Source organism: Glycomyces luteolus (assembly GCF_027622875.1).
Classification (GTDB): domain Bacteria; phylum Actinomycetota; class Actinomycetes; order Mycobacteriales; family Micromonosporaceae; genus Glycomyces; species Glycomyces luteolus.
On the sequence record NZ_JAPZVP010000009.1, the window covers coordinates 222,952 to 244,161 of the forward strand.

General features: G+C 70.8%; 21 protein-coding genes, 1 tRNA gene and 1 pseudogene. 13 read left to right on the plus strand and 10 right to left on the minus strand.

Features of this window, described 5'->3' with window-relative positions:
* Positions 1-177: 177 nt before the first annotated feature.
* Positions 178-525 carry a VOC family protein gene (locus tag O1R50_RS13650; protein ID WP_270110615.1) on the minus strand — a complete coding sequence of 116 codons (348 nt, stop codon included), beginning with the start codon at positions 523-525 and terminating at the stop codon, positions 178-180.
* Positions 526-755: 230 nt separating this feature from the next.
* Between O1R50_RS13650 and O1R50_RS13655 the strand changes: the two genes are divergently transcribed.
* From O1R50_RS13655 to O1R50_RS13665, 3 genes are read left to right on the plus strand one after another with little or no spacing between them, the layout of a single operon-like run.
* Positions 756-1,232 carry a 4Fe-4S binding protein gene (locus tag O1R50_RS13655; protein ID WP_270110616.1) on the plus strand — a complete coding sequence of 159 codons (477 nt, stop codon included), beginning with the start codon at positions 756-758 and terminating at the stop codon, positions 1,230-1,232.
* The gene (locus tag O1R50_RS13660) at positions 1,229-1,750 is read left to right on the plus strand and encodes an NADH-quinone oxidoreductase subunit J family protein (RefSeq protein ID WP_270110617.1); all 522 of its coding nucleotides are present in this window, start codon (positions 1,229-1,231) and stop codon (positions 1,748-1,750) included. The genes O1R50_RS13655 and O1R50_RS13660 overlap by 4 nt, the downstream gene beginning before the upstream one ends.
* A 21-nt stretch (positions 1,751-1,771) precedes the next feature.
* Positions 1,772-3,415 carry a DUF885 domain-containing protein gene (locus O1R50_RS13665; RefSeq protein WP_270110618.1) on the plus strand — a complete coding sequence of 548 codons (1,644 nt, stop codon included), beginning with the start codon at positions 1,772-1,774 and terminating at the stop codon, positions 3,413-3,415.
* Positions 3,416-3,510: 95 nt separating this feature from the next.
* On the opposite strand, the gene O1R50_RS13670 is transcribed toward O1R50_RS13665, so the two are convergent.
* Together O1R50_RS13670 and O1R50_RS13675 are read right to left on the minus strand one after the other, a co-directional pair.
* Positions 3,511-4,392: a CHAD domain-containing protein gene (locus tag O1R50_RS13670; protein ID WP_270110619.1), complete on the minus strand. Its 882-nt coding sequence runs from the start codon at positions 4,390-4,392 to the stop codon at positions 3,511-3,513.
* A 135-nt stretch (positions 4,393-4,527) separates the two neighbouring features.
* The gene (locus O1R50_RS13675; protein ID WP_270110620.1) at positions 4,528-5,664 is read right to left on the minus strand and encodes a lytic polysaccharide monooxygenase auxiliary activity family 9 protein; all 1,137 of its coding nucleotides are present in this window, start codon (positions 5,662-5,664) and stop codon (positions 4,528-4,530) included.
* A 189-nt stretch (positions 5,665-5,853) separates the two neighbouring features.
* On the opposite strand from O1R50_RS13675, the gene O1R50_RS13680 reads away from it, so the two are divergent.
* Positions 5,854-6,303, plus strand: a complete 450-nt coding sequence (locus O1R50_RS13680) for a peroxiredoxin (RefSeq protein ID WP_270110621.1) — start codon at positions 5,854-5,856, stop codon at positions 6,301-6,303.
* A gap of 29 nt (positions 6,304-6,332) precedes the next feature.
* On the opposite strand, the gene rdgB is transcribed toward O1R50_RS13680, so the two are convergent.
* Positions 6,333-6,917 (minus strand): RdgB/HAM1 family non-canonical purine NTP pyrophosphatase, encoded by a 585-nt coding sequence (gene rdgB, locus O1R50_RS13685; protein ID WP_270110622.1) that lies wholly within the window; start codon positions 6,915-6,917, stop codon positions 6,333-6,335.
* Positions 6,914-7,642: a ribonuclease PH gene (gene rph, locus O1R50_RS13690; RefSeq protein ID WP_270110623.1), complete on the minus strand. Its 729-nt coding sequence runs from the start codon at positions 7,640-7,642 to the stop codon at positions 6,914-6,916. The genes rdgB and rph overlap by 4 nt, the downstream gene beginning before the upstream one ends.
* A gap of 165 nt (positions 7,643-7,807) precedes the next feature.
* On the opposite strand from rph, the gene O1R50_RS13695 reads away from it, so the two are divergent.
* Positions 7,808-7,892, plus strand: a tRNA-Leu gene (locus O1R50_RS13695).
* A 42-nt stretch (positions 7,893-7,934) separates the two neighbouring features.
* On the opposite strand, the gene O1R50_RS13700 is transcribed toward O1R50_RS13695, so the two are convergent.
* Positions 7,935-9,053: a sulfite oxidase gene (locus O1R50_RS13700; RefSeq protein WP_270110624.1), complete on the minus strand. Its 1,119-nt coding sequence runs from the start codon at positions 9,051-9,053 to the stop codon at positions 7,935-7,937.
* 83 nt (positions 9,054-9,136) lie between these two features.
* Positions 9,137-11,350 (minus strand): catalase/peroxidase HPI, encoded by a 2,214-nt coding sequence (gene katG / locus O1R50_RS13705; protein ID WP_270110625.1) that lies wholly within the window; start codon positions 11,348-11,350, stop codon positions 9,137-9,139.
* Positions 11,351-11,590: 240 nt separating this feature from the next.
* Between katG and O1R50_RS13710 the strand changes: the two genes are divergently transcribed.
* The 3 genes and pseudogenes from O1R50_RS13710 to O1R50_RS13720 all read left to right on the plus strand — a co-directional run bounded on the left by O1R50_RS13710 (position 11,591) and on the right by O1R50_RS13720 (position 14,127).
* Positions 11,591-11,815 carry a hypothetical protein gene (locus O1R50_RS13710; RefSeq protein WP_270110626.1) on the plus strand — a complete coding sequence of 75 codons (225 nt, stop codon included), beginning with the start codon at positions 11,591-11,593 and terminating at the stop codon, positions 11,813-11,815.
* 94 nt (positions 11,816-11,909) lie between these two features.
* Positions 11,910-12,611 (plus strand): annotated as a pseudogene (locus O1R50_RS13715) (response regulator transcription factor); the annotation flags it as partial.
* A gap of 40 nt (positions 12,612-12,651) precedes the next feature.
* Positions 12,652-14,127, plus strand: a complete 1,476-nt coding sequence (locus O1R50_RS13720; RefSeq protein ID WP_270110627.1) for a sensor histidine kinase — start codon at positions 12,652-12,654, stop codon at positions 14,125-14,127.
* 2 nt (positions 14,128-14,129) lie between these two features.
* Here O1R50_RS13720 and bcp read toward each other — a convergent pair whose 3' ends face one another.
* Positions 14,130-14,603 carry a thioredoxin-dependent thiol peroxidase gene (bcp, locus tag O1R50_RS13725; protein ID WP_270110628.1) on the minus strand — a complete coding sequence of 158 codons (474 nt, stop codon included), beginning with the start codon at positions 14,601-14,603 and terminating at the stop codon, positions 14,130-14,132.
* Between the two features lie 254 nt (positions 14,604-14,857).
* On the opposite strand from bcp, the gene O1R50_RS13730 reads away from it, so the two are divergent.
* Genes O1R50_RS13730 through O1R50_RS13745 form a run of 4 tightly spaced genes read left to right on the plus strand, consistent with a single transcriptional unit; the run spans position 14,858 to position 17,395 of the window.
* Positions 14,858-15,553, plus strand: a complete 696-nt coding sequence (locus O1R50_RS13730) for an energy-coupling factor ABC transporter permease (protein ID WP_270110629.1) — start codon at positions 14,858-14,860, stop codon at positions 15,551-15,553.
* Complete coding sequence (locus O1R50_RS13735; RefSeq protein WP_270110631.1) at positions 15,550-15,888, plus strand: PDGLE domain-containing protein; 339 nt, start codon at positions 15,550-15,552, stop codon at positions 15,886-15,888. The genes O1R50_RS13730 and O1R50_RS13735 overlap by 4 nt, the downstream gene beginning before the upstream one ends.
* The gene (gene cbiQ, locus O1R50_RS13740) at positions 15,885-16,646 is read left to right on the plus strand and encodes a cobalt ECF transporter T component CbiQ (RefSeq protein ID WP_270110632.1); all 762 of its coding nucleotides are present in this window, start codon (positions 15,885-15,887) and stop codon (positions 16,644-16,646) included. The genes O1R50_RS13735 and cbiQ overlap by 4 nt, the downstream gene beginning before the upstream one ends.
* Positions 16,643-17,395, plus strand: a complete 753-nt coding sequence (locus O1R50_RS13745; protein WP_270110633.1) for an energy-coupling factor ABC transporter ATP-binding protein — start codon at positions 16,643-16,645, stop codon at positions 17,393-17,395. Before cbiQ ends, O1R50_RS13745 begins: the two co-directional genes overlap by 4 nt.
* Before the next feature lie 105 nt (positions 17,396-17,500).
* Here the strand turns inward: O1R50_RS13745 and O1R50_RS13750 are convergent, their stop codons facing one another.
* Positions 17,501-18,235 (minus strand): DsbA family protein, encoded by a 735-nt coding sequence (locus O1R50_RS13750; RefSeq protein WP_270110634.1) that lies wholly within the window; start codon positions 18,233-18,235, stop codon positions 17,501-17,503.
* A gap of 69 nt (positions 18,236-18,304) precedes the next feature.
* On the opposite strand from O1R50_RS13750, the gene O1R50_RS13755 reads away from it, so the two are divergent.
* Entirely contained in the window at positions 18,305-19,978 is a 1,674-nt protein-coding gene (locus O1R50_RS13755) for a copper resistance CopC/CopD family protein (RefSeq protein WP_270110635.1), read from the plus strand.
* Here the strand turns inward: O1R50_RS13755 and O1R50_RS13760 are convergent, their stop codons facing one another.
* Positions 19,979-20,836 carry a TatD family hydrolase gene (locus O1R50_RS13760; protein WP_270110636.1) on the minus strand — a complete coding sequence of 286 codons (858 nt, stop codon included), beginning with the start codon at positions 20,834-20,836 and terminating at the stop codon, positions 19,979-19,981.
* Positions 20,837-21,210: the final 374 nt, after the last annotated feature.

Genomic DNA, 21,210 nt, shown 5'->3' on the forward strand with positions numbered 1-21,210 from the left:
CGGCAGCGGTTGGGCAATGCCGGAGCGCCCGCGGAGGTGCCCCCCGGATTGCCGCGGGGGCGGGGTCGGCAGGGGTCAAGCACTCCGACCCCGCCCCCGCGGTCGTCTGCGGAACGCCCTCATCTGCGTCGATGCCAGGCGGGGCCGCAAGGGGATGGCTCGGCCCCGCCTCAGGGGTCACTCGTGGCCTTGCGAAACGCAGAACTCGTTGCCGTCGGGGTCCTTGAGGACGGTCCAGGAGAAGACGCCGCCGGGGGCTTCGTGGTGGGAGACCTGGGTGGCGCCGGAGGCGATGAGGCGTGCGACCTCCTGTTCGGCGTCGGCGGTGACGAGGTCGAGGTGGATGCGGCCGGGCTTCGTGCCTTCGACGTATTGGAAGGCGAGTCCGGTGCCGTCGCCGAAGCCGACCATGACGTACTCGCCCCAGTCGGCGGTGATCTCGCCGCCCAGCGCGGCGAGCCACCACTGCGCGAGCTCCTTCGGCCGGTCGGTGTTGACGGTGACGTTCGCGATTTTCAAATCCATGCGGGCGAAGATAACCGGAGGGTCCGACACCGGGTCGTCTGCTGTGCCGTTACTTGCAATGGTCGCGCCCGTTGAGGGGCGGTCGCGGTCTTCGGCGGTGGCGTCGCGCTGGCCGGCGCAGGCCGCGGAGCCGACGAGGTTCAACCTGCTCCGCGAAGCGGACGGGAATTCAGGCGCGAAGCGGGGCTGCGGGTCTGGAAAACAGCGGTGGCATCTGCGACGATGAGGGCATGAGGCTTCCCGGGAGCGGTCTGGTCAGCGGTCTCGCCGCGACCGCGCGCACCGCCGCGCGCCGCGCCGTCACCAGCCAGTACCCCGAGAACGAACCCGAACTGCCCGAACGCACCCGCGGCGTGATCGCCCTGCACGAGCCGAGCTGCACCTCCTGCATGCTCTGCGCCCGCGAATGCCCGGACTGGTGCATCTACATCGACTCCCACAAGGAGACCGTCGAGGTCGAAGGCGCGGCGCGCCCGCGCCAGGTGAACGTCCTCGACCGCTTCGACATCGACTTCTCGCTGTGCATGTACTGCGGGATCTGCGTCGACGTATGCCCCTTCGACGCCCTGTTCTGGGCCCCCGACTTCGCCTACGCCGAAGGCGACATCCGCGACCTGCTCCACGACAAGGAGCACCTGGGGGAGTGGATCGCGAATGTGCCGGAAGCCGCCAAGACCGAGGCCGTGAAGGCGGAGGACGCCGAGTGACGCTCGCCGACGTCCTGCTCCTGGCCTTCGGGCTCCTCGCCCTCGGTGCGGCCCTCGCGGTCGTGACCACGAAGCGGATCGTGCGCGCGGGGCTGTGGCTCGCGGTCGCGTTCGCCGGGATCGCCGGGGCCGCGCTCGTGCTCACCGCCGAGTTCCTCGCCTGGGTGCTGGTGCTCGTCTACGTCGGTGCGATCGTCGTCCTGCTCCTGTTCGCGACCATGCTCACCAGGGCCCCGACCGACCCGTCCGACGACCTCGACCGGGCGAAGCTGCCCGGGGCGCTCATCGCCGGAGGCGTGGGCCTCGGCCTCGCGGCGGTCGTGACCGGCGCGTTCGGCTGGACCCGCGCCGGGCTCGACGAACGCGAGAGCGGCGGGGCGGCGGTGATGGGCGAGGCGGTCTTCGCCGACTGGGTGCTCCCGTTCGAGGTGCTGTCGCTGCTGCTGCTCGCCGCGCTGGTCGGGGCCGTGGTCGTCTCCACTCGTGAGAGCAACAATCACGTAACGAAGGATTACTAGCCGCGCGGTAAGCTGACGCCCATGACCTCACCGATATTCGCACTGGCCGACGAGTACATCACGGCGTACGCCCGGCTGCACCCGATGTTCGCCGGGGCCGCCGGCATCAAGGGCGACTTCGGCGTCGCCAGCGACTTCGGCCCTGAGGCCGTCGCCGAGCGGGCGAAGCTCGACGCCGACACCCTCGCGAAGCTGAACGCCCTCGCATCGACCGGACCCGCCGACGACCTGGCCCGACTCCACATGGCCGAACGCCTCGAAGTGAGCGTCGCCCAGCACGAGGCCGGCGAATGGCGCCGCGCCCTGCGCGTCCCCTACGGGATGCTCCAGAGCCTGGTGAGCTATGTGGACCTGACGCCGCGCCGCACCGAGAACGACTGGCGGCTCAACGCATCCCGGATGCGCGCGATCCCCCAGATGCTCACGACCTGGCGCCGGACCCTCGACGCCGGGATCGAAGCGGGCCAGACCGTCGCGCTCCTCCAGGTCACCGAGGGCGCCAAGCAGGCCCGCCGCAACGCCGAGTCGCGCACCTTCGACAAGCACCTCGCCGCGTACGGCGACGGCCCGCAGGCCAGCGATCTGCGCGAAGCCGCCGAGGCCGCGTACGCGGCGTTCAGCGCCGCCGCCGACTACCTGGAGCGCGTCTACGCCCCGCACGCGACCGAGCGCGACGGCGTGGGCGAGGAGCGGTACCTGCTCGCCGCCCGCTCCACGCTCGGCGCGGTCCTCGACCCGCGCGACGCCTACGACTGGGCCTGGGACGAGCTGCACCGCATCGAGGACGAGATGGCCGCCGAGGCGGACAAGATCGTGCCCGGCGCGGGCCTCGACGAGGTCATCGCCCACCTGGACGCGACCCAGACCGTGGGCACCCACGAGGAGTACCTGGCCTGGCTCACCGAGAAGCACCAGGGCGCGCTCGAAGCCCTCAACGGCGTCCACTTCGACATCGACCCGCGCCTGATGAACCTCGACGTGCAGGTCGTGCACGGCTCCTCCGCCGGCTCGGCCTACTACACCGGCCCCAGCGAGGACCTCTCCCGGCCGGGCCGCACCTGGTGGCCCGTCGCCGAACGCGAGACGTTCCGCACCTGGGGCGAGCTGACCACCGTCTTCCACGAGGGCGTGCCCGGCCACCACCTCCAGATCGGCCAGACCAAGGTCACCGGCGACGGGCTCTCCCGCTTCGCCAAGGCCTTCGGCTCGGTCTCGGGCCACGCCGAAGGCTGGGCCCTCTACGCCGAGCGGCTCTCGGACGAGCTCGGCTGGTTCACCGACCCGGGCACCCGCCTCGGGATGCTCAAGGGCTCGGCGCTGCGCGCCGCCCGCGTCGTGATCGACATCGGCTGGCACCTGGACCTGCCGCTGCCCGCCGCCGAAGCGAAGATCCACGGCGAGCGCTGGAACTTCGACGTCGCGCTCGACGTGCTCAAGACCCGCGGCCGCATCGCCGAGCACCGCGCGTACCCGGAGATCGTCCGCTACGCGGGCTGGCCCGGCCAGGCCATCTGCTACAAGCTCGGCGAACGCGCCTGGGTCGACGCCCGCGCCGAGGCGCAGGCCGCCGCCGGCGCCGCGTTCGACCTGAAGGCCTGGCACACCCGGGCCCTCAACCTCGGCCCGATCGGCCTCGACAACCTCGCGTCGGTCCTGCGCGGCTAGGCGAACGGCAACGGGCCCAAGGCGACAGCCTCGGGCCCGTTGGTCTGCCTGCTACCTGGCAAGCGCGACTTCGTCGCGCTCACAACGCTGCTCAGCTAGCGCCACCGCTCGAACATGTCGGCGGCCGCGCGGTCGATCTCCTCGCCGAGCTGGCGCAGGTGCTGCTTCTCCAGTTCGGCGAGGCTCGCCGTGAGCCGGTCGGCCCGGTCCGCGCCCGGCAGGCGCAGCAGCCAGTTGCGGGCGATCACGGCCTGGCGGTACTGGCTCAGCAGGTGCTCGAGGTTCGCCACCGCCGTGACCATGTCCTCGGCGGCCTGCCCGAGCGCGGGTGCGGCGGCCTCGGCGAGGAAGTGCGCCTCCCGGGCCGCGATGCGCGTCTCGTCCCGCGCGAGCACGAGGTCGGTGGCGTGGCTCAGCCTCCCGTACGTGTCGAGCAGATGCGTCTTGGCCTGCGAGAGGACCCCCATGAGCGAGGACGCGGGCTTGTCGCCGTTCCTCGTGAACCGGGCGTGCTCGGTGAACAGCCGCACCTGGCTGAGCAGGACCGCGACCCAGGTCTGCGAGGCGATCCCCTCGGTCTCCACGTACGAGGCGCGCATCTCGTGCTCAAGGGCCCCATACCATTTCGGGAACTCGGGGGCCACGAGACCGAGCTGGTCGAAGCGGTCCGAGAAGTGGACGCGGAGCCGTTCCAGGTCCTCGGTGTGCTTCAGCGCCGTGAGCAGATGGTCGAGCTCCTGGCTGCGCGGGAGCGTCTCGGTGAACAAGTGCGCGTAGCCGCGGATCACGGTCCGCAGCCGGTGGATCGTGACGCGTACGGTCCCCGCGGAGCCGGGCGCCTGGCGTTCGAAGGCCTCGATGGCTCGGTTGAGCGCGTCGACATGATCGGCGATATAGGTCTGGACGACGACACCGGCGCGTGTCGACGCCGTTATCGGCTGATGGCCGGCATGTGCCGGCGCTGTGGATGCTGACATGGCTCCTCCCCCCGGAAGACCTGCTGGCTCAAGTATTCCAGCAGGCCTCCGGAGGGAGGAGCCGAAGCGGCGATATTTCGAACGCTCATTCAGTTTTAGGCCTGAAAGACGTCATCCACTCGAATCACCGCCTTGTCACGCGGGCATGCACTCCATCGCGGGCATCGTCGTCAGGTTGCCCGTGACGTTGAAGCCGAAGCTCGCCGTCCCGCCGGACGCGATGGTTGCGTTCCAGCCCGCCGGGCCGGCCATCTGCATGTCGCCCATCGTGCTGATCGTGGTGTTCCACGAGTCCCTGACGGCGATGCCGGAGTTCGGCGGCCACAGCCAGTGGATCATCCAGTCGCTCATGCTCGAGGCGCTGGTGTTCTTGACGGTGACGTTCACCGTCGCGCCGCCGGACCACGAGTAGACCGAGGCGGTGGCGGTGCAGGCGCCCGTCGGGCCGCCGGTCGGGGTCTCGGTCGGCGTCTCCGTGGGGGTCTCGGTGGGCGGGTCGACCACGCCGCCGTCGTTGCCCGGGAGCTCGGCGCCGGGCCGGATCCCGGTGATCTCGCCGTTGCCGCCGTCGAACTCGATGTCGGAGCAGGCGTAGAAGTTCTCGTTCGAGTCCGAGCGCACCCAGTGCGTGAAGACGATGTGGTAGCCGTCCTTCTGCGGGAGCGTCATGTTGGCGTAGTAGTAGTGCTCGTCGCTCCCGGCCCCGCCGTTTGACGGCGGGTTCGAGATGGTCTGGAACTTCTCGAGGTCGTCCCAGGCGAGCGGCTGGCTCGGGTCCCACCCGTCCTTGGTGATGTAGAGGTCGAACCTGCCGGGGTGGTGGGCCCAGTTGTTGTAGCGCCATTCGACGGTGTCGCCGGCGGTCACGTGCGTGCGCGGCCAGTTGCCCGGGTCGTTGAAGGGCGAGAAGTCGTACGGGCCCTTGCCGCCGCCGTTGCAGAGCTGGCCGTCGGGGATGTAGCCGACGGTCTGGCCCGCGCCGTTGGAGTCGAGGTTCCCGAACCAGTTGTAGAAGGGGGTGGGGCCGACCTCGTCGAACGCGGCCTGGCAGGCCTCGTTGTAGGGGTCGAGCGAGCCGTTCTCGGTGAGCGCGTCGAAGTAGCAGAAGTACTGGCGCGAGCCGGGGAAGACGGTGGCGCCGTGGGCCTCCGCCTCGTCTCTGCTGAATAGCCCCGTGATGGTCAGGGCCGCGACGGCGGCCAGGACCATCGACATGACGATGGCGATGCGGCGGCGTCTGCCGCCCAGCGCCATCGTGGCGGTGGTTGACATGGAATTACTCCTCTGCCGGACATGGAGCGCTCCCAACCTGGCCCTTACGGAGCCAAAGCGATCTTGTGGACTGCTGCTGACGATATCGTGATATTCGAGTGTATCTATATCCATAGATGGAACGCAACGCCTCCGGGCGCCCGGACCTGGAACCGTTCACTCCCGAAAACCGCGGATAGACTCGGCCATATGGAAACCGGAGACACCGCCCCCGCATTCACCCTCGACGACGAGACCGGCAATCCCCGCAGTCTCGACGAACTCCTCGAGGCCGGCCCCGTCGTGCTCTTCTTCTACCCGCAGGCGATGACGGCGGGCTGCACCGCCGAGGCCTGCCACTTCCGCGACCTCGCCGCCGACTTCAAGGCCGTCGGCGCGACCCCGGTCGGCATCTCCCACGACTCCGTCGACCGCCAGGCCGCCTTCGCGCAGAAGCACTCCTTCGGCTACCCGCTCCTGTCCGACCCGGAGGGCAAGGTCGCCGAGGCCTTCGACGTGCGCCGCAGGCTGGGCATCGTCGGGACCAAGCGCAAGACCTTCGTGATCGGCCAGGACCGGAAGATCCTGGGCGCGTTCAAGAGCGAGCTCAACATGAACGCGCACGCCGACAAGGCCCTGGAACTGCTGCAGGGCGCATAGCGAAGAGGCGGCCCGGAGGCCGCCTCGAGCTAGATCTGCTTCGCCAGTTCCCTGAACGCTTTGCCTCGGTGCGAGATCGCGTTCTTCTCCGCTGCGGAGAGCTCGGCGCTGGTCCGGTCGAAGTTGTCCGGGGTGAACAGCGGGTCGTAGCCGAATCCGTTGTCGCCCTTGGGTTCACGCCCGACCGTGCCGTGCATCTCGCCGTGCGCGACGAGCTCGCGCCCGTCGGGCCAGACGATCGCGGCGGCGCACACGAACTTCGCGCCGCGCAGCTCGTCCGGCACATCCGCGAGCTGGTCGAGCAGCAGCGCGTTGTTCGCCGCGTCGTCCTTGGCGCTCCCGGCCCAGCGGGCCGAGAGCACGCCCGGCATCCCGTTGAGGGCGTCCACGGCCAGGCCGGAATCGTCGGCGATCGTGGCGAGCCCGGTGTGCTTGACGCCGTCGCGGGCCTTGAGCAGGGCGTTCCCCGCGAAGGTCAGCTCGGTCTCGGGGGTCTCGGGGTAGTCGGCGACGGCGTTGAGACCGACGAGCTCGATGTGCGGGGCGGCCTCGGCGAGGATCTCGCGCAGCTCGTCGATCTTCCCGGCGTTGCGGGTGGCGAGCAGGACCCTCATGGCGAGAGCAGGGTCCGGGCCTGGAGGCCGGCGAGTTCCTTGCAGCCCTTGAGCGCCAGGTCGAGCAGCGTGTCGAGTTCGGCGCGGTTGAACACGGCCTCCTCGCCGGTGCCCTGGACCTCGACGAAGTCGCCTTCGCCGGTGCAGACCACGTTCATGTCGACCGACGCGGCGACGTCCTCCTCGTAGGGGAGGTCGAGCACCGGCACGCCGTTGACCACGCCGACGCTGATCGCTGCGACGGAGGTCGTCAGGATCTTGTCGGGCTTGCGGGCGATCTTCTGCTCCTTGAGCCAGTCCACGGCGTCGTGCAGCGCCACGTAGGCGCCGGTGATCGCCGCGGTGCGGGTCCCGCCGTCGGCCTGCAGCACATCGCAGTCGAGCGTGATCGTGTTCTCGCCAAGGGCTTTGAAGTCGATGCAGGCGCGCAGGGACCGGCCGATGAGGCGCGAGATCTCGTGCGTCCGGCCGCCGATCTTGCCGCGGATGGACTCGCGGTCGGAGCGCGAGTGCGTCGAGCGCGGGAGCATCGAGTACTCGGCGGTCACCCACCCCTCGCCGGACCCGCGCCGCCAGCGCGGCACGCCGGGCGTCACCGTGGCGGTGCAGAGCACCCGGGTGCGGCCGAATTCAACGAGCACCGAGCCTTCGGGGTGATCGGTCCAGGATCGGGTGAACTTCACGGGGCGCAGCTCATCGGCGGCGCGCTTGTCAGGTCGAGTCATCCCCTCCAGACTACGGGACCCCTGACGCGTGTGAAACACTAGTTGCTGCCCATCGCCGGACCACCCGGCACGGCACCCGGCGCGAGCGGCGACGGCTTCCCAGCCCGCCGAATCGCGCACCGCGCGCGAGTGGCGACTGATCGTCTGGTCCGCCAAGTCGCGCAAGCGCGAGTGGCGGAACTGGCAGACGCGCAGGATTTAGGTTCCTGTGTCCTAGGACGTGGGGGTTCAAGTCCCCCCTCGCGCACCATTGAGAGGCCCTGAGCATTCGGGGCCTTTTCTGCTTTGCGGGTCAGGACGGTTCGGTGCAGAGGACCGGGATGCGCTGCACGAGGTTGTTGGCGAAGCCGCCCCTGTTCCAGGGCTGGTCCAGGGGCTGGGTGCGGCCTTCGGCGTCGGTGGCGCGGGCGCACAGCTCGTGCTCTCCGGGTACGGCGTTCCAGTCGAACCGCCACCGGCGCCAGGACCAGCGGTGCTCGTCCGGTTCGTCGAGGACGGCCTCGTTCCAGGTGCGTGCGCCGTCGGTGCTCACTTCGACGGCGGTGACCGGGGCCCGCCCCGACCAGGCGCGTCCTTCGAGCTCGGTCGTGCCGGGGCGGACCACCCTGGCGCGGGTCATGAAGTCGGGGAAGCCGGGCGGCACCATCAGGGCGCGGGGGGCGATGCGGGAGACCGGTGTCCCCTCGTCGTCCGGGTCCTGCCGGATCCGGTAGGCCACGTCCTGCTGGAATCCGGTGAACGGCCGGTCGAGGACGGTGATGTCGCGCAGCCACTTGACGTGCGCCATGCCGTACCAGCCGGGGACGACCAGCCGCAGCGGCCGCCCGTGCTGCGGCGGCAGCGGGGCGCCGTTCATGGCGTAGGCGACCAGCACTTCAGGGGTGTCGCCGAGGGCCGTATCGAGCGGCAGTGCGCGCTGGTAATCCTGTTCGACGCCCCGTTCGACCCCGTGGTCGGCTCCGGTGAAGACCGCGTCGACCGCGCCGTCGCGGACGTCGGCTTCGGCGAGCAGCGCTCGCAGCGGCACGCCGGTCCAGTCGGCGGTGCCGACCGCCTCGACGAGCCAGGGCTGGCTCACGGGCCGGGGGGTCAGCAGGGCGCGTCCGTTCCCGGCGCATTCTATGGTGACCCTGGTCGTGACCTGCGGATACGAGCGGAGGTTGTCCATGCTCAATCGGATCGGGCGGTTCACGTGGCCGCCGATCCGCAGTTCCCAGTCCGCGTCTTCGGCGACGTAGGGGATGTCGTAGTGGGTGAGCACGTAGTGCAGGCCGGGCGGGGTGAGGTCGTAGCGGAGGGCTTCGAGCGGGAGGCCGTGGTTGCGGGTGGCGAGCGAGAGTTCGTCCCGGCTGATGTCCTCGCCGGGCTCGGCCATGCGTGCGGGTGAGCTGACGTCCTCGATACGGGCCATCCTTCGATGCTAAGGCCCAGTCCCGTCGCGCGGGCCGTTGTCGGTGGTCGGGCCCCGGCGATCGCCCGCCGGGGCCCTGCGGTTCACCGCACGTCGAAGCGGTCGAGGTTCATCACCTTGTCCCAGGCGGCGACGAAGTCGCGGACGAAGTGCTCCTCGGCGTCGTCGCCCGCGTAGACCTCGGCGACGGCCCGGAGTTCGGCGTTGGAGCCGAACACGAGGTCGACGCGCGACCCGGTCCACTTCTTCTGACCGGTGGCGCGGTCGCGGGCCTCATAGGTCTGCGAGTCGTTCGCCACCGGTGCCCAGTCGATGTCGAGCGAGAGCAGGTTCCGGTAGTAATCGTTGTGGAGCGTGCCGGGCCGGTCGGTGAGGACGCCGACGGGCGAGTCCTCGACGTTCGCGCCGAGGACGCGCAGGCCGCCGATGAGGACGGTCATCTCCGGGACGCTGAGGCCGAGCAGGTTGGACCGGTCAATGAGCAGGTACTCGGCCGGGACCGGGTGGACCTTGCCGAGGTAGTTGCGGAAGCCGTCGGCGGTCGGTTCGAGCGGCGCGAACGATTCGACGTCGGTCTGCTCCTGCGTCGCGTCGACCCGGCCGGGCGTGAACGGGACCTCGACCTGGTGCCCGGCGAGCCGCGCGGCGCGTTCGACCGCGGCGCAGCCGCCGAGGACGATCAGGTCCGCGAGCGAGACGCGCTTGCCCGAGGACTGCGCGTTGAACGCGTCCTGGACGCCTTCGAGGGCGCGCAGGACCTCCGCCAGCGACTCGGGTTCATTGCAATCCCAGTCCTTCTGCGGCTCGAGCCGGATGCGGGCGCCGTTGGCGCCGCCGCGCTTGTCGCTGCCGCGGAACGAGGAGGCCGCGGCCCAGGCGGTCGCGATGAGCTGCCGCAGGCTCGGTCCCGATTCGAGGACGCGCTCCTTGAGCAGTGCGATGTCGTCGGGGTCGATCGGCTCGTAGTCCGCGGTCGGGAGCGGGTCCTGCCAGATGAGCCGCTCGGCGGGCACCTCCGGGCCGCGGTAGCGGACGACCGGCCCCATGTCGCGGTGGGTGAGTTTGAACCACGCGCGCGCGAACGCGTCCGCGAGCTCGTCCGGGTGCTCGAGGAAGCGCCGCGAGATCGCCTCGTAGACCGGGTCGAAGCGCAGCGAGAGGTCCGTCGTGAGCATCGTCGGCGCGTGCCGCTTCGAGGGGTCGTGCGCGTCGGGGACGAGATCCGCGGCGGCGCCGCCCTTCGGCCGCCACTGGTGCGCGCCGGCCGGACTCGCCGTCAGCGCCCATTCGTAGCTGAACAGGATCTCCAGGAAGCTGTTGTCCCACTTGGTGGGTGTATTCGTCCAGGTCCCTTCGAGCCCGCTGGTGATGGTGTCGTCGCCTTTGCCGGTGCCGTGCGCGTTGGCCCAGCCGAGGCCCTGCGCCTCGAGCGGCGCGGCCTCGGGCTCGGGGCCGAGGTTCGACTCCGGTGCGGCGCCGTGGGTCTTGCCGAACGTGTGGCCGCCGACGATGAGCGCGACCGTCTCCTCGTCGTTCATCGCCATGCGCTGGAACGTGTCGCGGATGTCCTGAGCCGACTCCACCGGGTCGGGCACGCCGCCCTTGCCCTGCGGGTTCACGTAGATGAGCCCCATCTGGGCCGCGGCGAACGCGTCCTCGATCCGGCGGTCCTCACCGCGGCGCTGGTCGTCGAGCCAGTCGGTCTCGGGGCCCCAGTAGATGTCCTCGTCGGCCTCCCAGGCGTCCTCGCGGCCGCCGCCGAACCCGAACGTCTTGAACCCCATCGACTCCAGGGCCACGTTGCCGGTGAGGATCATGAGGTCGGCCCAGGAGAGGCTGCGGCCGTACTTCTGCTTGACCGGCCACAGCAGGCGCCGGGCCTTGTCGAGACTGATGTTGTCCGGCCAGCTGTTGAGCGGCGCGAACCGCTGCTGGCTGGTGCCGGCGCCGCCGCGGCCGTCGCTGATGCGGTACGTCCCGGCGCTGTGCCAGGCCATCCGGATGAACAGCGGCCCGTAGTGCCCGAAATCGGCCGGCCACCAGTCCTTCGAGTCGGTCATGACCGCTTCGATGTCGCGCTTGACCGCGGGGAGGTCGAGGGCCTCGAACGCGGCGCCGTAGTCGAAGTCGGCGCCGAGGGGGTTGCCGGCGGGAGGGTTCTTCGCGAGCAGTTTGAGGTTGAGCCGGTCGGGCCACCACCCCCGGCTGCCGCCGCCCTGGACGGGGAGCAGCGCGCGATTGTGCTGCACCGGGCAGCCGCCGGTTTCCTGGTCGTTGGCTTCTTGCTTGGCAGACATGGGAATCCTTCCGCATGGACGCGTCGGGGAGCCCAGTGCTCGGATGAGGGAGCTCCCCATGAGGTCATACCATCACAATGCCTATTTATGCCAGAAATCGCCCCAGGGCCGCGCCCCGTTCGGGGCCGAACCGGCGGGAACCCGATCGGGGGCAAACCGGACATCGATCGTTGTCACCGCGCCCGGTCCGGTTCACTTCGGGTTCGCCTCCAGGACGCCTTCAGAGTGGACGGTCAATTCATGAACGCTGCTGACAACGGTGACAACGGAATCGCGCGGGTCGCCGCCCTCGCCCTCGCAGTGCAGCGGTCCGGCCTGCTGCCGCAGGAGGAGCAGGCCGCCCTCCTCGACCGCTACCGGCGCCTCCGCGAGCACGTGCTGCGCACCGGCACCGCCGAGACCGCCCAGCGGCTCCTCGAGATCGACGAGGCCGCCGGACCCCGCCCCGCGCTCACCCGCCTCTGACCTCCGACTCTGACGCTTCTCTGAGGTGACTCCCAGCGGCGCTGCGGCCCGCGCGGATAGGAATACCTGGCACCCCGCGACACAAGGAGACCAGGTGAACGAAGCGCCCGAGCACAGCGACCGCGTCCTCGTCGTCGACGACGAGGAGAACATCCGCGCGCTCCTTTCCGCCACCCTCCGCCTCACCGGCTTCGAAGTCGAAGTCGCCCGCGACGCCGCCGAAGCGCTCCGCGCCGCCGACCGGTTCGAACCCGACCTCGTGATCCTCGACGTCATGCTCCCCGACATGGACGGCTTCGACGTCGCCAAGCGGCTGCGCGCCTCCCACGACCTGCCCGTCCTCTTCCTCACCGCCCGCGACGCCGTCCGCGACCGCGTCACCGGCCTCACCGTCGGCGGCGACGACTACGTGACCAAGCCCTTCGACCTCGAGGAAGTCGTGCTCAGGGTCCAAGCCATCCTGCGCCGCGCCAAGACGCCCGCGACGCCCGATGACCACGTGCTCCGCTACGCCGACCTCGAACTCGACGAGGCCGTCCACGAGGTCCGCCGCGCCGGGCAGCCCATCGAGCTCTCGCCCACCGAGTTCAAACTCCTGCGCTACCTCATGCTCAACGCCGGGAAAGTGGTCAGCAAATCCCAGATCCTCGACCGGGTCTGGAACTACGACTTCGGCGGCAACGGCCGCATCGTCGAGTCCTACGTCTACTACCTGCGCAAGAAGATCGACCAGGCCGAGCCCGCCCTCATCCAGACCGTGCGCGGCTTCGGCTACGCCCTCCGCGAGCCCAGAACCAAGTTATGGCCCGCGAGCTTCGCCGAGAGCGGACCCCGAAGTGATCAAGCCGCGACGCTGGCGGCACTGGACCGTCCGCTCCCGCATGGCGTTCACGATCGTGACGCTGTGCGCGCTCGCGCTGGCCGCCGCGGTCCTGGCCGCCACGGCCCTCCTCCAGAACGTGCTCACCGACCGGATCGACTCGCAGCTCGCGACCGCCGCGGCCATGTCGCACAGCGAGGAGCCGCCCGAGGAGCTCAAACCGCCCGCGCCCCAGCCGGGGATGCCGGACACCCCGCAGGTCTACGTCTACGACGCGGACGGATCGCTGGTGCACGCCTCCGAGGGCGAGGACGGCGCCGAACTCGTCGGCCTCGGCGACCTCGCCGAGCGCACGGGCGAGACCTACACGGTGGAGGACGCGGACGGGAACTCCTGGCGCGTGCTCGTCGAAGCGGCCGAGGACACCGACGGCCATGTCGTGTTCGCCCTGTCCTCGGAGTACGTCGGCGCGGCCACCGAGTCGCTACTGCTCATCGGCGGGGCCGTGACCCTCGCGATCCTGCTGCTGCTCGCGGTGAGCGCGTTCTGGGTCGCGCGCCTGGGGCTGCGTCCGCTCGACCGGATGCAGGCGACCGCCGACGCGATCGCCGAAGGCCGCCTCGACGCGCGCGTCACTGACACCGACCCGCACACCGAGACCGGGCGGCTCGGCGCGGCGCTCAACACGATGCTCGGCCGCATCCAGGCGGCGCTCGACGCCAGCGCCGCCTCCGAAGCGCGCCTGCGCCAGTTCCTGGCCGACGCCTCGCACGAACTGCGGACGCCGCTGACCTCGATCAAAGGGTTCGCGCAGCTGTACCGGCGCGGCGGGGTGCCGCCGGGGCCGGTCCTGGACGAGACCATCGGGCGGATCGAGGCCGAGTCGAAGCGCATGGGGCTCCTGCTCGACGACCTCATGCTGCTCGCGGCGCTCGACCGGGAGCGGCCGCTGAGCCGCGGGCCGGTCGACCTGCTCGGCGTGGTCGTGGACGCTGTGGGGGACGCGCACCTGCGGGCCCCGAGCCGGTTCATCGCGCTCGAATCAATCGACGAGCGCGCGAGCGGCGACGAGGACCTGCTCGACGCGGTGGACATCACCGGGGACGAGCCGCGGCTGCGCCAGGTGGTGACGAACCTCGTGGCGAACGCGCTGCGGCACACGCCGCCGGACGCGCGGATCACCGTGCGCCTCGGATGGAGTGCGAGCCCGGGGCCGCGCTGCCTGGCGCAGGTCGGGGAGACCCCGGTACTGCCGGCGGCCGTGCTGGAGGTGGCCGATACCGGGCCCGGCGTCGCGCCCGAGCACGCCGCGGGAGTGTTCGAGCGGCTGTACCGGGTCGACCAGGGCCGGTCCCGCGGCGCCGAAGGCGGCTCGGGGCTCGGGCTGTCGATCGTCGCGGCCATCGTGGCGGGCCACGGCGGCTGTGTGCGCCTCTGCGAGACGCCCGGCGGCGGAGCGACGTTCCGGGTGGTCCTGCCGCGGGCGGCCTGACCCTACTCGGGAAGGCCGAGCTGCTTCTTGAGGCGCGCGACGTGGCCAGTGGCTTTCACGTTGTACTGCGCGAGTTCGATGTCGCCCTGCTCGTCGATGACGAACGTGGAGCGGACGACGCCGAGGATCGTGCGGCCGTAGTTCTTCTTCTCGCCCCAAGCGCCGTACTCCTCGAGCACCTTGTGCTCGGGGTCGGAGAGGAGCGGGAAGGTCAGGCCGTCGCGCTCGACGAACTTGGCCAGCGCCTCGGGCTGGTCGGGGGAGATCCCGAGCACCGCGTAGCCGGCGGCCTGCAGACCGGCGAGGCTGTCGCGGAAATCGCAGGCCTCCTTGGTGCAGCCGGGCGTCATGGCCTTCGGATAGGCGAAGAGGATCACCTTTCGGCCCTGGAGGCTCGACAGGGTCACCGTGTCGCCGGTATCGGTGGTCAGCGTGAATTCAGGCGCCGTCTCACCAGGCTGAAGTCGTACGTTCACAGGTCGCAACCCTACCGGGCGTCCCTGACAATCCCCTGGGAGCACGCTTGACGGTCCCTGTCCGGCGGTCGCGGCTTCCCGATACTTCCCGGTCCGGGTTGACGGCAGTGAAGCGGCTATTGCAAAATAATTGCAATAGCCTGACAGCGGGCTGTTGATTCCGCGCGTGGAAGCCTTGCATCCGGCAAGGCGACCGCCACACCCGCCCCGGCCCCGCCCCAGGGCCCACAACCAGTCGAAAGGCGGCACTGCCCGTGTCAGACCTGGCGCTGCACATCCCGACGGACGTCGTCAACGGACCCACCTCACTCGCCTTCGCACTCCTCGCCGCCATCGCCGTCGGCGCCTGCGTCGTCAAGGCGCGCAGGCATCTCGACGAGCGGCTCGTGCCGCTCGCGGGCCTCGCGACGGCGTTCATCTTCGCCGCGCAGATGCTCAACTTCCCGATCGCCGCGGTGGTATCGGGGCACCTCCTCGGCGGCGCGCTCGCCGCCGCGCTCCTCGGTCCCTGGCTCGGGGCGCTCTGCGTCACCGTCGTCATCGTCATCCAGGCGCTGCTGTTCGCCGACGGGGCCGTCACCGCCCTGGGGCTGAACGTGGTCAACATGGCCGTGATCGCCAGCTTCGCCGGCTACGGCGTGATCCTGCTGGCGCTCAAAGTCCTCCCGCGCACCCGCTGGGGCCTCGGCGCCGCGGTCTTCGCGGCCTCCGTCGTCAGCGTCGTCGCCGCCTCGGCCGGATTCGTGCTCCAGTTCTGGCTCGGCGGTGAGGAAGTGGGCCAGTCCTTCGGCGAGCTCGCGGCCGCGATCCTCGGCACCCACGTCCTCGTCGGCATCGGCGAAGGCGTCATCACCGCCGGAGCGGTGACCGCCGTCGCGGCCGTCCGCCCCGACCTCGTCCACGCCCTGCGCGGCTCCCGCCTCGCCCAGCCCGCCAAGGAGACGGTGTGAAGACCAAACGCCTCTGGACCACCGGCGTCGTCGTCACGCTGATCCTCGCCGGATTCGTGTCCCTGTTCGCCTCAGCCTCGCCCGACGGGCTCGAATCGGTGCTCCTCACCGGCTGCGAGACCACTGACGGTGAGATCACCGGCGGCACCTGCGTCCTGCAAGCCGCTGGCGACCACGAGATCGGCGGCGCCTTCGCCGACTACGGGATCTCCTTCCTCGACAACGAGATCCTCGGCGCCTCGCTCGCCGGGATCATCGGCGTGATCCTCACCCTCGCCGTCGCCACCGGGTTCTTCTGGCTCCTCGCGCGCGGCAAGAAGAAGGAGCACGCGTGAACCCCGTCGACGGGCTCCACCGGCCCGGAGACTCGCCGGTCCACCGGCTGCGCCCGCAGGTGAAGATCGTCGCGCTCGTCGCCTTCACCTGCGCCATCGCGGCCACCCCGCGAGAGGCGGTGTGGGCCTTCGGGGTCTACGCCGCGCTCCTCTCCGGGCTCTTCCTGCTCGCCCGCGTGCCCCTCGCCTGGGTGCTCTCCCGCAGCCTCGTCGAATCGCCGTTCCTGTTGCTGGCCTTGGCGTTCCCGTTCATGGTCGAAGGCGACCCGGTCCAGATCGGCTTCCTCCGAGTCTCCGAACCGGGCCTGTGGGCCGGATGGAACCTGCTCGCCAAAGCCACCCTCGGCGTCTGGGCCGCCCTGCTGCTCTCCGCTACGACCCCGATCGCCGCGGTCCTCGCCGGACTCTCGCGGCTGCGCTGCCCCGAGATCCTGCTCCAGATCACCGCATTCGCGATCCGCTACGCGCACTTGACCGTGGCAGAAGTGACCCAGATGCGACTGGCCCGCCTCGCCCGCTGCGACGACCCGCGGTTCCTGTGGCAGGCCGGCGCGCTCGCCCGCAGCCTCGGCGTCGTCTTCATCCGCTCCTTCGAACGCGGCGAACGCGTCTGGCAGGCCATGGCCGCCCGCGGCTACACCGGGCGGCTCCCGCTCGAAGTCGGCCCCGCACCCGCGAGCGCCCTGCAATGGACGGCCGCGCTCGCCGCCCCCGCGATCGCGGCCGGCATCGCGACCTGGACGGCGGTGTTCGCATGAGCGCCTTGGACATCAAAGCCCTCCAGCACGTCTACCCGGACGGCCACCGCGCCCTCGACGGCGTCGACCTCCAAGTCCGCGAAGGTGAACGCGTCGCCATCCTCGGCCCCAACGGCGCCGGGAAGACCACGCTCATGCTCCACCTCGCCGGGCTCCTCACCGCCACCGAGGGCGAAGTGTCGGTGGCCGACGTCAAGGTCGAGCGGAAGACCCTCGCGGAGATCCGCCGCCGCGTCGGCATCGTCTTCCAGAGCCCGGACGACCAGCTGTTCATGCCCACCGTCGCCGACGACGTCGGTTTCGGCCCCGCCAACCTCGGCCTGCGCGGACCCGAACTCGCCGAACGCGTCCGGGCCGCACTCGCCGACGTCGGCCTGAGCGACCTCGCCGACCGGCCGCCACACCACCTCTCGGTCGGCCAGCAGCGCCGCGCCGCCCTCGCCGGCGTGCTCGCCATGCGCCCCGACATCGTGGTGTGCGACGAACCCAGCGCGAACCTCGACCCGGCCGCCCGCCGCGACCTCGCCCGCATCCTGCAGGCCACCGCACCGACGCTGCTGCTCGTCACCCACGACCTGCCGTACGCGCTGCAACTGTGCGAAAGGGCCGTGATCCTCGACGCCGGCCGCGTCGCCGCCGACGGCCCCACCGTCGAGATCCTCGCCGATCCCGAACTCCTGCAACGGCACCGGCTCGAACTGCCGTTCGGCTTCTCCCTGGAGGCGGCGCTGGCGGCGATGCGGGCGTAGGGCCTTCGCGGTCCCGCCCGGGCACACAGGGCCGCCGACGCCGAAGGGGCGCAGCGCTCGGTTCCTTGAACCGAGCGGCTGCGCCCCTTGTACGCAAGCCTTCGGTCAGCCCGCGATCGCGGCCTGGACCTCGTCGGCGAACGCCGAGTTCTCGACGACCTCGCCGTTGACCTTCGCGGTCGGCGTCCCGGAGACGCCCTGCTCGCCGGTGGCGTTGGCATTGCCCTCCTGGACCCAGCCGCGGTACGTCTCGTCCTCCACACAGGACTGCCAGTCGGCGCCGAGGCCGACGTCGTCCGTGCCGATCGCGATCAGCTCCTCATCGGTGAGGCCTTCGCTGTTCTCGGCGGGCTGGTTCGCGTACAGCGCCAGCGTGTAGTCGAGGAACTGCTGCTCGCCGGCGTCGGCGGCGCAGACGGCGGCGGCCGCCGCGCGGCTCGAGTACTCGGTGCCCGAGCTGAGGCGGTCGAGGATCGTGAGCGGGTGGTAGTTCACCGTCACCGAGCCGTCGTCGACCCACGACTGGATCTGCTCGGCGTACGCGGACTCGAACTGGTTGCACGCCGGGCACATGTAGTCGATGTAGAGGTCGATCTCGACCGGGCCGTCGCCGATCTGCACCGCGTAGGTGTCGGTGACCGCCGCGGAAGGCTCGTTCACCTCGTACTCGGGTTTGCTGTTCATCCAGATGCCCCATACGAGGAGCCCTCCGATCAGCACCACGGCGGCGCCGATCGCCACCCCGAACACGATCTTCCGGCGCCGCGCCTCCGCGGCCTGCTGCCTGCGCAGCGCCTCGGCGGCCTGTCGGCGGTCGGTATTCCGGTTCGACTTGCCCATGTGCCTCGCTCAGCCTTTCTCCGGTCCAACTCTCGATTCACGAAGCGGTTTCGAGTACGCTCAGCGGCGATGCGATCCCGATCGAACGACCGCCGACCCGCCGCCAGAGCGACCCGCTTCGCCTGGTCGTCGCTCGCGGCGGCGCTCGTCGGAGGAATCGTCGGCGCGGCGCTAGGCGCGCTTTGGGCCTCGGGGGCCTCGGCGCACGCCACGGCCACCAAGACCGAACCCTCCTCCGGGGCGCTCCTCGACGCGCCTCCGAGTGAAGTCGTCGTCGAGTTCAACGAACCAGTCACCCCCGTAGACGCGGCCACCGGCGTGGTGGCTCCCGATGGTGACCGAGCCGACACCGGGGTCGAGCAGAACGCCGAAGAGACCGTCCTGACGATCAGCGTCGACGCCGACCAGGAGGGCACCTATCTCGTCGGCTATCGGGTCGTCTCACACGACGGGCACCCCGTCTCCGGCACGTTCACGTTCTCCGTCGGCGCCGAGACCGAAGCGCCGAGCGCCGAAGCGCTCATAGCCGGGACCGACCCGTTCGTGCAGGGGCTGCTCTACGGCAACCGCTGGTTCGGGTACGCGGGCTTGGCGCTCGCGCTCGGCGCGGGGAGCTTCCTCGCCCTCGGGGCCCGGCCGCGCGAGGTCCCCGCGAGGATGTGCGCCACCGGTCTCGCGGTCGTCGCCATGACCGCCGTGCTCGGGCTGCCCCTCCAGGCCGCCTATGAAACCGGGACCAGCGTCTCCGGGCTGGACGCGGTCGGACTCCAGTCCGTCATGGAGTCGAACGTCGGCCTCGCCGGGCTCCTGCGGCTCCTGCTGGTGCTGCTCGCCCTGCCGCTCATGCGCACCGTCGTCACCAGCGCCGAGGAACCGAAGCCGCTGCTCGTGACCGGCCTCGCCGCGGTCGGACTCGCGCTCACCGCCACTTGGCCGCTCGCCGGGCACCCCATGGCGACCGAGCCGGTCGTCGTCGCGTTCGTCGCTGACGCGGTGCACCTCGCCGCTTCGATGGCCTGGGCGGGCGGCGTGCTCGCGATCCTGATCCTCGCGTTCCGCAAGGACACCGAGATCCCGGACAGGACCGTCGAGACGTGGCTGGCCCTGGTGCCGTGGCTCGTCGCGAACGTCCTCGTCGCCGGGCTCGCCTCCGCGCTGCTCCACATCGACTCGATCGCGGCCTTGACGGACACGACCTACGGGCGCCTGGTGATCCTCAAGGCGGTGCTGTTCGCCGTCATCGTCGCCGCGGGCCTGTTCACGCGGAGGGCGCTGCTGCGCCGCACGGAAGCCGGGCGGCGGCTGCGCGTCGCGGCCGGGGTCGAGCTCGTGTTCCTCGCCGCCGTCATGGCCGCCGTGACCGTGCTCGTGCAGGCAGTGCCCGCCAAGACCGCGCTGCTCGAGGCCGAGACGGCCACCGCCGAATCGACCGAGACGGCCACGCTCGTCACCACCGACGTGTACTCGGCGCAGCTCGTGCTCGAACCCGGGCGGCCCGGGCCCAACAGTGTGCGGATCCTCGCCGACGACCTCGAAGGCGCGCCGTTCCCCGCCGAGGAGTGGACCGCGACCTACGGGCTCGAAGGCGAAGCGGCCGAGGAGATGCGGCTCATCGAGCTGCGCACCGGCATCCTCGCGGGCGAGGTGAGCCTGCCCGCCGAAGGGCGCTGGATCTTCACGTTCACGCTCACCGACGCCGCGGGGAACACCGCGACCGCCGAAGCGGCCGTCGACGTCAGCTGATCACCAGGAGCCGAACGCCGCCTCGGTGTTCGCCCACAACCGTTCGCACCACGCCTCGAGGTCGCGTTCGAGGTACTCGGCGAGGAAGCGGACCGTGTAGTTCGTGAGCGCCGGGTGGTTCCGGTGCCCGCGCACCGGGATCGGGGCCATGAACGGCGCGTCCGTCTCCACGAGCACGAGTTCGGCCGGGGCGACCGAGGCGGCGTCGCGCAGGTTCTGGGCGTTCTTGAACGTCGCGTTCCCGGCGAAGCTCATGAAGAACCCGCGCCGCGCGCACTCCTTCGCGAACGCGAAGTCCCCTGAGAAGCAGTGCAGCACGACACGGTCGGGCGCGCCGTCGGCGTCGAGGATCGACAGGACGTCCTCGTGCGCGTCCCGGTCGTGGATCACCAGCGTCTTGTTCCGCGACTTCGCGATCTCGATGTGCGCGCGGAACGAGCGCTGCTGGGCCGCGCGGCCGGTCTCGTCGGTGCGGAAGTAGTCGAGCCCGGTCTCGCCGAGGGCCGCGACGCGTGGCAGCGCCGCGACCGCGTCGATCGCGGCGAGGGCCGCGTCGAGGTCGGCCTGGCGCGGGGCGTCGTTCGGGTGCAGGGCGGCGGCGGCGAGCACGCGCGGATCGGCGGCGGCGAGCGCGGCGGCCCAGCGGGAGGACTCGACGTCCGTGCCGACCTGCACGACCCGCGCGACCCCGGCGGCCTCGGCCTCATCGAGGCGGGCTTGCACGCCGGGCGAGTCGGGAGCGGGCGCCGGGAGCTCCTCCTCGGCGCCGAAGACGTCGACGAGATCGAGGTGGGTGTGGCTGTCGGCGACGGGATGCGGCAGCGGTTCGGGCAGCGGCGCGGGTTCGGATCGGTACACGCCTCAACGATGCCACGCCGCCGCACACCCGGCCCTGGGGTCCGCGCGGAACCTCGCGCACCGGGCTCTCGGGGTCCTGGATTCGGGGTCCGGGGTCCGCGCAGAACGACGCATACCCGGCCCCCTGGTCCGGGCGCGGAACCTCGCCCGCCCTGCCCGCTCTCGCCGACCCAGGCGCGGCGTACCTCGCCGGCCCTGGCCCCGGGATCCGCGAGGAACACGATCGGGTGACATCCGCGCCGCGGAGGCCCGTTCTTGGCGGACCCGCGCGGGAGGATTGCGGGCATAATCCCCGGGTGGGTGGGGGCTAGGGATGGCACACACGCGGCAGCGCTCCAGATGAAGTCCCGCTAGCCGCTGCCGCATGCACGTAA

Coding starts and splice junctions, on each gene's coding strand:
- O1R50_RS13650 (WP_270110615.1), bottom strand. CDS start 525: ATGGATTTGAAAATCGCGAACGTCACCGTCAACACCGACCGGCCGAAG.
- O1R50_RS13655 (WP_270110616.1), top strand. CDS start 756: ATGAGGCTTCCCGGGAGCGGTCTGGTCAGCGGTCTCGCCGCGACCGCG.
- O1R50_RS13665 (WP_270110618.1), top strand. CDS start 1,772: ATGACCTCACCGATATTCGCACTGGCCGACGAGTACATCACGGCGTAC.
- O1R50_RS13670 (WP_270110619.1), bottom strand. CDS start 4,392: ATGTCAGCATCCACAGCGCCGGCACATGCCGGCCATCAGCCGATAACG.
- O1R50_RS13675 (WP_270110620.1), bottom strand. CDS start 5,664: ATGTCAACCACCGCCACGATGGCGCTGGGCGGCAGACGCCGCCGCATC.
- O1R50_RS13680 (WP_270110621.1), top strand. CDS start 5,854: ATGGAAACCGGAGACACCGCCCCCGCATTCACCCTCGACGACGAGACC.
- rdgB (WP_270110622.1), bottom strand. CDS start 6,917: ATGAGGGTCCTGCTCGCCACCCGCAACGCCGGGAAGATCGACGAGCTG.
- rph (WP_270110623.1), bottom strand. CDS start 7,642: ATGACTCGACCTGACAAGCGCGCCGCCGATGAGCTGCGCCCCGTGAAG.
- O1R50_RS13700 (WP_270110624.1), bottom strand. CDS start 9,053: ATGGCCCGTATCGAGGACGTCAGCTCACCCGCACGCATGGCCGAGCCC.
- katG (WP_270110625.1), bottom strand. CDS start 11,350: ATGTCTGCCAAGCAAGAAGCCAACGACCAGGAAACCGGCGGCTGCCCG.
- O1R50_RS13710 (WP_270110626.1), top strand. CDS start 11,591: ATGAACGCTGCTGACAACGGTGACAACGGAATCGCGCGGGTCGCCGCC.
- O1R50_RS13745 (WP_270110633.1), top strand. CDS start 16,643: ATGAGCGCCTTGGACATCAAAGCCCTCCAGCACGTCTACCCGGACGGC.
- O1R50_RS13750 (WP_270110634.1), bottom strand. CDS start 18,235: ATGGGCAAGTCGAACCGGAATACCGACCGCCGACAGGCCGCCGAGGCG.
- O1R50_RS13755 (WP_270110635.1), top strand. CDS start 18,305: ATGCGATCCCGATCGAACGACCGCCGACCCGCCGCCAGAGCGACCCGC.